The organism is Streptomyces sp. NPDC046727 (assembly GCF_040645635.1).
Taxonomy (GTDB): Bacteria; Actinomycetota; Actinomycetes; order Streptomycetales; family Streptomycetaceae; genus Streptomyces.
Map to the genome: position 1 here is coordinate 77,434 of NZ_JBEYYR010000043.1, position 7,331 is coordinate 84,764.

General features: G+C 71.9%; 5 protein-coding genes and 1 pseudogene. 4 read left to right on the plus strand and 2 right to left on the minus strand.

The window, feature by feature from the left end; genetic code table 11:
* Window positions 1–262 precede the first annotated feature (262 nt).
* Window positions 263–2,035, plus strand: coding sequence for a biotin carboxylase N-terminal domain-containing protein (locus ABZ937_RS36370; protein ID WP_361698469.1), 1,773 nt, complete (start codon window positions 263–265; stop codon window positions 2,033–2,035).
* 157 nt (window positions 2,036–2,192) lie between these two features.
* Here the strand turns inward: ABZ937_RS36370 and ABZ937_RS36375 are convergent, their stop codons facing one another.
* On the minus strand, window positions 2,193–3,098 hold the full coding sequence (locus ABZ937_RS36375) for a DeoR/GlpR family DNA-binding transcription regulator (RefSeq protein WP_361698489.1): 906 nt from the start codon (window positions 3,096–3,098) through the stop codon (window positions 2,193–2,195).
* A gap of 190 nt (window positions 3,099–3,288) precedes the next feature.
* Window positions 3,289–4,737 (minus strand): NAD(P)H-quinone dehydrogenase, encoded by a 1,449-nt coding sequence (locus tag ABZ937_RS36380; RefSeq protein ID WP_361698471.1) that lies wholly within the window; start codon window positions 4,735–4,737, stop codon window positions 3,289–3,291.
* Window positions 4,738–4,834: 97 nt separating this feature from the next.
* Between ABZ937_RS36380 and ABZ937_RS36385 the strand changes: the two genes are divergently transcribed.
* The 3 genes and pseudogenes from ABZ937_RS36385 to ABZ937_RS36395 all read left to right on the plus strand — a co-directional run.
* Window positions 4,835–5,272 carry a gamma-glutamylcyclotransferase gene (locus ABZ937_RS36385; RefSeq protein WP_361698473.1) on the plus strand — a complete coding sequence of 146 codons (438 nt, stop codon included), beginning with the start codon at window positions 4,835–4,837 and terminating at the stop codon, window positions 5,270–5,272.
* Window positions 5,273–5,419: 147 nt separating this feature from the next.
* Window positions 5,420–6,244: a purine-nucleoside phosphorylase gene (locus ABZ937_RS36390; protein WP_361698475.1), complete on the plus strand. Its 825-nt coding sequence runs from the start codon at window positions 5,420–5,422 to the stop codon at window positions 6,242–6,244.
* A gap of 119 nt (window positions 6,245–6,363) precedes the next feature.
* Window positions 6,364–7,331 (plus strand): annotated as a pseudogene (locus tag ABZ937_RS36395) (phospho-sugar mutase); the annotation flags it as partial.

Consider the following 7,331-nt stretch of genomic DNA (forward strand, 5'->3'; position numbering starts at 1 on the left):
CAGCAAAGAATCATTGGGCCATTCGTAGGGACTCGACAAAGAATCAGAGTGGGGCGCAGCACGCCCTCACAGAGACCTTGACCACATGACAGGGCTAGGGTTTTCCGAAGGAGTCCTGCGTACCGAGGTGCGACAAGGGCTTTCTCGGGTCGAGCGAGCCTCGAATCACGCTCCGTGTGGGCAAGCTCACCATTGGGGACGGGTCGAAGTGCCGTGTCGGCAGTCCCTAAACTCGGCTTGTTTCAAGGAGGGAGCCTCAATCGTGCGCAAGGTGCTCATCGCCAACCGTGGCGAAATCGCTGTCCGCGTGGCCCGGGCCTGCCGGGACGCCGGGATCGCGAGCGTGGCCGTCTACGCAGACCCCGACCGGGACGCTCTGCACGTCCGCGCCGCGGATGAGGCGTTCGCCCTGGGCGGTGACACCCCGGCCACCAGCTACCTGGACATCGAGAAGGTCCTGAACGCGGCCCGGGAGTCCGGCGCGGACGCCGTCCACCCCGGATACGGCTTCCTCTCGGAGAACGCCGAGTTCGCGCAGGCCGTCCTGGATGCCGGCCTGGTCTGGATCGGTCCGCCGCCGCAGGCCATCCGCGATCTGGGTGACAAGGTCGCCGCCCGGCACATCGCCCAGCGCGCCGGCGCGCCCCTGGTGGCCGGCACGCCCGACCCGGTCTCCGGCGCGGAGGAGGTCGTGGCCTTCGCCGAGCAGCACGGTCTGCCGATCGCGATCAAGGCCGCGTTCGGTGGCGGTGGCCGGGGCCTGAAGGTCGCCCGGACCCTGGAAGAGGTCCCCGAGCTGTACGAGTCGGCCGTCCGTGAGGCGGTCGCCGCCTTCGGCCGCGGCGAGTGCTTCGTCGAGCGCTACCTCGACCGCCCCCGCCACGTCGAGACCCAGTGCCTGGCCGACAAGCACGGCAACGTGGTCGTGGTCTCCACCCGTGACTGCTCGCTGCAGCGCCGCCACCAGAAGCTCGTGGAGGAGGCGCCGGCGCCGTTCCTGTCCGACGAGCAGGTCGCCGAGCTGTACCGCGCGTCGAAGGCCATCCTGAAGGAGGCCGGCTACGAGGGCGCGGGCACCTGTGAGTTCCTGGTCGGCCAGGACGGCACGATCTCCTTCCTGGAGGTCAACACCCGTCTCCAGGTCGAGCACCCGGTGACCGAGGAGGTCGCCGGCATCGACCTGGTCCGCGAGATGTTCCGCATCGCCGACGGCGAGGAGCTGGGCTACGACGACCCGGCGCTGCGCGGCCACTCGTTCGAGTTCCGCATCAACGGCGAGGACCCGGGCCGCAACTTCCTCCCGGCGCCCGGCACGGTCACCCGGTTCGACGCGCCGTCCGGCCCCGGCATCCGCCTGGACGCCGGCGTGGAGTCGGGCTCGGTCATCGGCCCGGCCTGGGACTCCCTGCTCGCCAAGCTGATCGTGACCGGCCGGACCCGCGAGGAGGCTCTTCAGCGGGCCGCCCGCGCCCTGGACGAGTTCCAGGTCGAGGGCATGGCGACGGCGATCCCGTTCCACCGCGCGGTCGTCAGGGACCCCGCCTTCGCCCCCGAGCTGACCGGCTCCGACGAGGCCTTCACGGTCCACACCCGCTGGATCGAGACCGAGTTCGTCAACGACATCAAGCCGTTCGCCGCTCCCGCCGACGCCGAGGCGGAGGAGGAGCTGGGCCGCGAGACGGTCGTCGTCGAGGTCGGCGGCAAGCGCCTGGAGGTCTCCCTCCCGTCCTCGCTCGGCATGTCCCTGGCCCGCACCGGCCTCGCCGCCGGCGCCAAGCCGAAGCGCCGCGCGGCCAAGAAGTCCGGCCCGGTGGCCTCCGGCGACACCCTCGCCTCGCCGATGCAGGGCACGATCGTGAAGGTCGCGGTCGAGGAGGGCCAGGAGGTCAAGGAGGGCGACCTGGTCGTCGTCCTGGAGGCCATGAAGATGGAGCAGCCCCTGAACGCCCACAAGGCGGGCACCATCAAGGGCCTGACCGCCGAGGTCGGCGCGTCCCTCACGTCGGGCGCGGCCATCTGCGAGATCAAGGACTGATCCCACGCTTCACAGGGACGCCCGGTGGACCGACAGCCTCGGTCTATCGGGCGTCACCCTTTTCCGGGGCTCGGAGGGCTTTCCGAGGCTCGGACGGCTTTCCGGGGCTCGGAGGGCTCCCGAGGCTCCAGGGGGCCAGGGCGACCGCGCCTGGAGGCTAGCGCCGCCGCAAATCGGCGACGCGCCCCCGCTCAGCGCCCGTAGGCTCCAGCCCCGCCCCCGAGCGAAGGCCCACATGACCCCTCCGTGGCCCCGGCAGGGGAGCGCGGCGGCCCGCCGGGACCTGGTCACCCCCCGGGGACCCGGTCGCCCCCGCGACGGCGATCTGCACCCCCTGGTCGGCGAGTGCCTGCAACTCCGTGGCGGCACGGTCGTCGTGGCCGGGCGGCTCGTCGGTGACCAGCCGGGTGATGAGGTCGGTCGGCACGGTCTGGAACATCGTGTCCGTGCCGAGCTTGGTGTGGTCGGCGAGGACCACGACCTCCGCGGCGGCCTGGACGAGGGCCCGGTCGACGGATGCCGAGAGCATGTTGGAGGTGGAGAGGCCACGTTCTGCCGTCAGGCCGCTTCCGGAGAGGAAGGCCCGGGAGACCCGCAGCCCCTGCAGGGACTGCTCGGCACCGGAGCCGACCAGCGCGTAGTTGGAGCCGCGCAGGGTGCCTCCGGTCATCACGACCTCCACCCGGTTGGCGTGGGCCAGCGCCTGGGCCACCAGGAGGGAGTTGGTGACCACCGTCAGGCCCGGCACGCGCGCGAGCCGGCGGGCCAGCTCCTGCGTGGTCGTACCGGCGCCGACCACGATGGCCTCGCCTTCTTCGACGAGACCCGCGGCGAGGTCGGCGATGGCCGTCTTCTCGGCGGTCGCGAGATGCGACTTCTGCGGGAAGCCGGACTCCCGCGTGAACCCACCCGGCAGTACCGCACCGCCGTGGCGGCGGTCGAGGAGTCCTTCTGCCTCCAGTGCGCGCACGTCCCGCCGTACGGTCACTTCGGAGGTCTGGACGACGCGGGCGAGTTCACGGAGCGACACGGCACCGTTCGCTCGCACCATTTCGAGGATCAATTGGCGACGTTCAGCAGCGAACACGAAACTGACAGTAACCCCAGCGACCGTCTGCTTTCAGCAGTTTGCGCCGAATAACAGAAGTTGTTCGCATGGTGGGGCGGGAAGTGGTATAGAGCCCGCCCGCCCCGACTATGCCGCCCGCACAGGCCGCAACTCCCCGTGACCAGCGGGAAGTCGGCCCGGCCGGTCAGGCCTCCGCGCTCGCCTTGCGGGTGTGCAGCTGCCGGGCGACCTCTGCGATCGACCCCGAAAGGGAGGGGTACACCGTGAACGCGTTCGCGATCTGTTCGACCGTCAGATTGTTGTCGACGGCGATCGAGATGGGATGGATCAGTTCCGAGGCGCGCGGCGCGACGACCACACCGCCGACGACGATCCCGGTGCCCGGCCGGCAGAAGATCTTCACGAAGCCGTCCCGGATGCCCTGCATCTTGGCGCGCGGGTTGCGCAGGAGGGGGAGCTTCACGACCCGGGCGTCGATCTTGCCCGCGTCGACGTCCGCCTGCGTGTAGCCGACCGTCGCGATCTCAGGGTCGGTGAAGACGTTGGAGGACACCGTCTTCAGGTTCAGCGGGGCCACCGCGTCGCCGAGGAAGTGGTACATGGCGATACGTCCCTGCATGGCGGCGACGGACGCGAGGGCGAAGACACCGGTCACGTCACCGGCCGCGTACACGCCAGGGGCGGTCGTCCGCGAGACCTTGTCGGTCCAGATGTGGCCCGACTCGCGCAGCTTGACGCCGGCCTCCTCCAGGCCGAGGCCCGCGCTGTTCGGGATGGCGCCGACGGCCATCAGGCAGTGGGAGCCGCCGATGACCCGGCCGTCGGCCAGCGTCACCTCGACCCGGTCGCCGACGCGCTTGGCGGACTGCGCGCGGGAGCGGGCCATGACGTTCATGCCACGGCGCCGGAAGACGTCCTCCAGGACGGCGGCGGCGTCCGGGTCCTCACCGGGCAGCACGCGGTCGCGGGACGACACGAGCGTGACCTTCGACCCCAGGGCCTGATAGGCACCGGCGAACTCGGCACCGGTCACACCCGACCCGACCACGATCAGCTCTTCCGGCAGCTCGGTGAGGTCGTAGACCTGGGTCCAGTTCAGGATGCGCTCGCCGTCGGGCTGGGCGTCGGGCAGCTCGCGCGGGTGGCCGCCGGTCGCGATGAGGACGGCATCGGCGGTGAGAGTCTCCTCGGTGCCGTCGGCGGCGGTGACGACGACCTTGCGGGACCCGTCGAGGGCCTGCATGCCGTCCAGCCGGCCGCGGCCGCGCATGACCCGGGCGCCGGCGCGGGTGACGGAGGCGGTGATGTCGTGGGACTGGGCGAGCGCGAGCCGCTTCACACGGCGGTTCACCTTCCCCAGGTCCACCCCGACCACCCGGGCCGCCTGCTCCAGCGGCGGGGTGTCGTCGGCGACGATGATCCCCAGCTCCTCGTAGGAGGAGTCGAAGGTGGTCATCACCTCGGCCGTAGCGATAAGGGTCTTCGACGGCACGCAGTCGGTCAGTACCGACGCTCCGCCCAGACCGTCGCAGTCGACGACGGTCACCTCCGCGCCGAGCTGGGCGGCGACCAGCGCCGCCTCGTATCCGCCGGGTCCGCCACCGATGATCACGATCCGAGTCACGTACTCCATTGTCCCGCACGCTTCAACGTGCTACTGCCCGGGGGCGCCACCGGAGTCACTCGCGGGACGCCTGAGGCGTGCGGGGCGGCTGCCGTACCCTCTGTCCATGTCGCTCTATGCCGCGTACGCCGGCAACCTCGACGCGCGTCTGATGTCCCACCGCGCCCCGCACTCCCCGCTGCGCGCCACCGGCTGGCTGAACGGCTGGCGGCTGACGTTCGGCGGCGAGCAGCTGGGCTGGGAGGGCGCGCTGGCGACGATCGTCGAGGACCCGCTGGCCCAGGTCTTCGTCGGCCTGTACGACATCGCGCCCTCGGACGAGGAGTCGCTCGACCGGTGGGAGGGCGTGGGCCTCGACCTCTACCGGCGCGTACGCGTGCGCGTGCACACCCTGGACGGCGAGGAACCGGCCTGGACGTACGTCCTCGACGCCCACGAGGGCGGCCTGCCGTCGGCCCGCTACCTGGGCGAGATCGCGGACGCGGCGGAGTCGGCGGGGGCCCCGCACGACTATGTGATGGAACTCCGCAAGCGCCCCTGCTGAGCCGGCCCCTCCCCGCCTCCCCGCGTCACTTCCTGCGGGTTTCCGCCCCGTTTGCCCACCGTTTGTGGAAAACGACAAGACAACGAAACCAATCCCGTGGGCTCTGTCATCTACGCGCGTAGGCGAAGACCGGTTACCCTCGTCGGCGTGAACGCATCTCTTCTTCCGGACGACATCCAGGGCGACCCCTACGCCGCCGCCGACGCCGCCGCCGCGCGCCTGCGCGCCCTCACCGGCGCCGAGACCCACGACGTCGCCCTCGTGATGGGCTCCGGCTGGGCTCCGGCCGTCGACGCCCTGGGCGCACCCGACGCCGAGTTCCAGGTCACCGAGCTGCCCGGCTTCCCGCCGCCGGCCGTCGAGGGGCACGGCGGCAAGATCCGCTCGTACTCCTTCGGTGACAAGCGGGCCCTGGTCTTCCTGGGCCGCACCCACTACTACGAGGGCCGTGGGGTGGCCGCCGTCGCGCACGGCGTCCGCACGGCCGTCGCGGCCGGCTGCAAGACCGTGGTCCTCACCAACGGCTGCGGCGGCCTGCGCGAGGGCATGCGCCCCGGCCAGCCGGTGCTGATCAGCGACCACATCAACCTCACGGCGACCTCCCCGATCGTCGGCGCCAACTTCGTCGACCTGACGGACCTGTACTCGCCGCGCCTGCGCGCCCTGTGCAAGGAGATCGACCCCTCGCTGGAGGAGGGCGTCTACGCCCAGTTCCCCGGCCCGCACTACGAGACCCCGGCCGAGATCCGCATGGCGCGCGTCATCGGCGCGGACCTGGTGGGCATGTCCACGGTCCTGGAGGCCATCGCCGCCCGTGAGGCGGGCGCCGAGGTGCTGGGCATCTCCCTGGTCACCAACCTGGCCGCGGGCATGACCGGCGAGCCCCTCAACCACGAGGAGGTCCTCCAGGCGGGCCGCGACTCTGCGGCGCGCATGGGCGAGCTGCTGACGCAGGTACTGGGCAAGCTGTAATCACCGCCGAGCCCATCCGCCGGCTTTCCAGCCGGCAGTCCGAGGCGGGCGGGTGGGAGACGGGGGTCGGGGGCGGAGCCCCCAGTGGACCACGCAGACACGGAGAGGTTGATCCCAAGGTGCACGACGATCTCATCGCCAAGGCCAGCGCATGGCTCGCCGAGGACCCCGACGCGGAGACCCGGGACGAACTGGCCAAGCTGATCGAGGCCGGTGACGTCACCGAACTCTCCGCCCGCTTCAGCGGCACCCTGCAGTTCGGCACCGCGGGTCTCCGCGGCGAACTCGGCGCCGGCCCGATGCGCATGAACCGCAGCGTCGTGATCCGAGCCGCCGCGGGCCTCGCCGCGTACCTGAAGAAGAACGGGACCCCCCACGGGGACGACAACGCCGGCCTCGTCGTCATCGGCTACGACGCCCGCCACAAGTCCGCCGACTTCGCGAGGGACACCGCCGCCGTCATGACCGGCGCCGGCCTGCGCGCGGCCGTCCTCCCCCGCCCCCTGCCCACCCCGGTCCTGGCCTTCGCGATACGGCACCTCGGCGCGGTCGCGGGCGTGGAGGTCACCGCCAGCCACAACCCGCCCCGGGACAACGGCTACAAGGTGTACCTCGGCGACGGCTCCCAGATCGTGCCTCCCGCGGACGCGGAGATCGCCGCCGAGATCGACGCGATCGTCTCGCTGCACGACGTACCCCGCCCGGAGACCGGCTGGGAGACCCTGGACGACGCGGTCCTGAACGCCTACCTGGCCCGCACGGACGCGGTCCTGGCCCCCGACTCCCCCCGCACCGCCCGCACGGTCTACACGGCCATGCACGGCGTCGGCAAGGACGTCCTGCTGGCCGCGTTCGCCCGCGCCGGCTTCCCCGAGCCGGTGCTGGTCGCCGAGCAGGCCGAGCCGGACCCGGACTTCCCGACGGTCGCCTTCCCGAACCCGGAGGAGCCCGGCGCGATGGACCTGTCGTGGGGGGGGGGGCGCGCGGCCGCCCCCCCCCCCGGGCGCGCCAACGCGCCCGACGCGGGCCGGGGCGCGGTGGGGGGGTGGGGCGGCGGGGGCGCGCGGGGGGGGCGCGGGGGCGGCGG

Excerpts from the sequence above, each read along its gene's own strand:
- ABZ937_RS36380 (WP_361698471.1), bottom strand. The coding sequence starts at position 4,737 with ATGGAGTACGTGACTCGGATCGTGATCATCGGTGGCGGACCCGGCGGA.
- ABZ937_RS36385 (WP_361698473.1), top strand. The coding sequence starts at position 4,835 with ATGTCGCTCTATGCCGCGTACGCCGGCAACCTCGACGCGCGTCTGATG.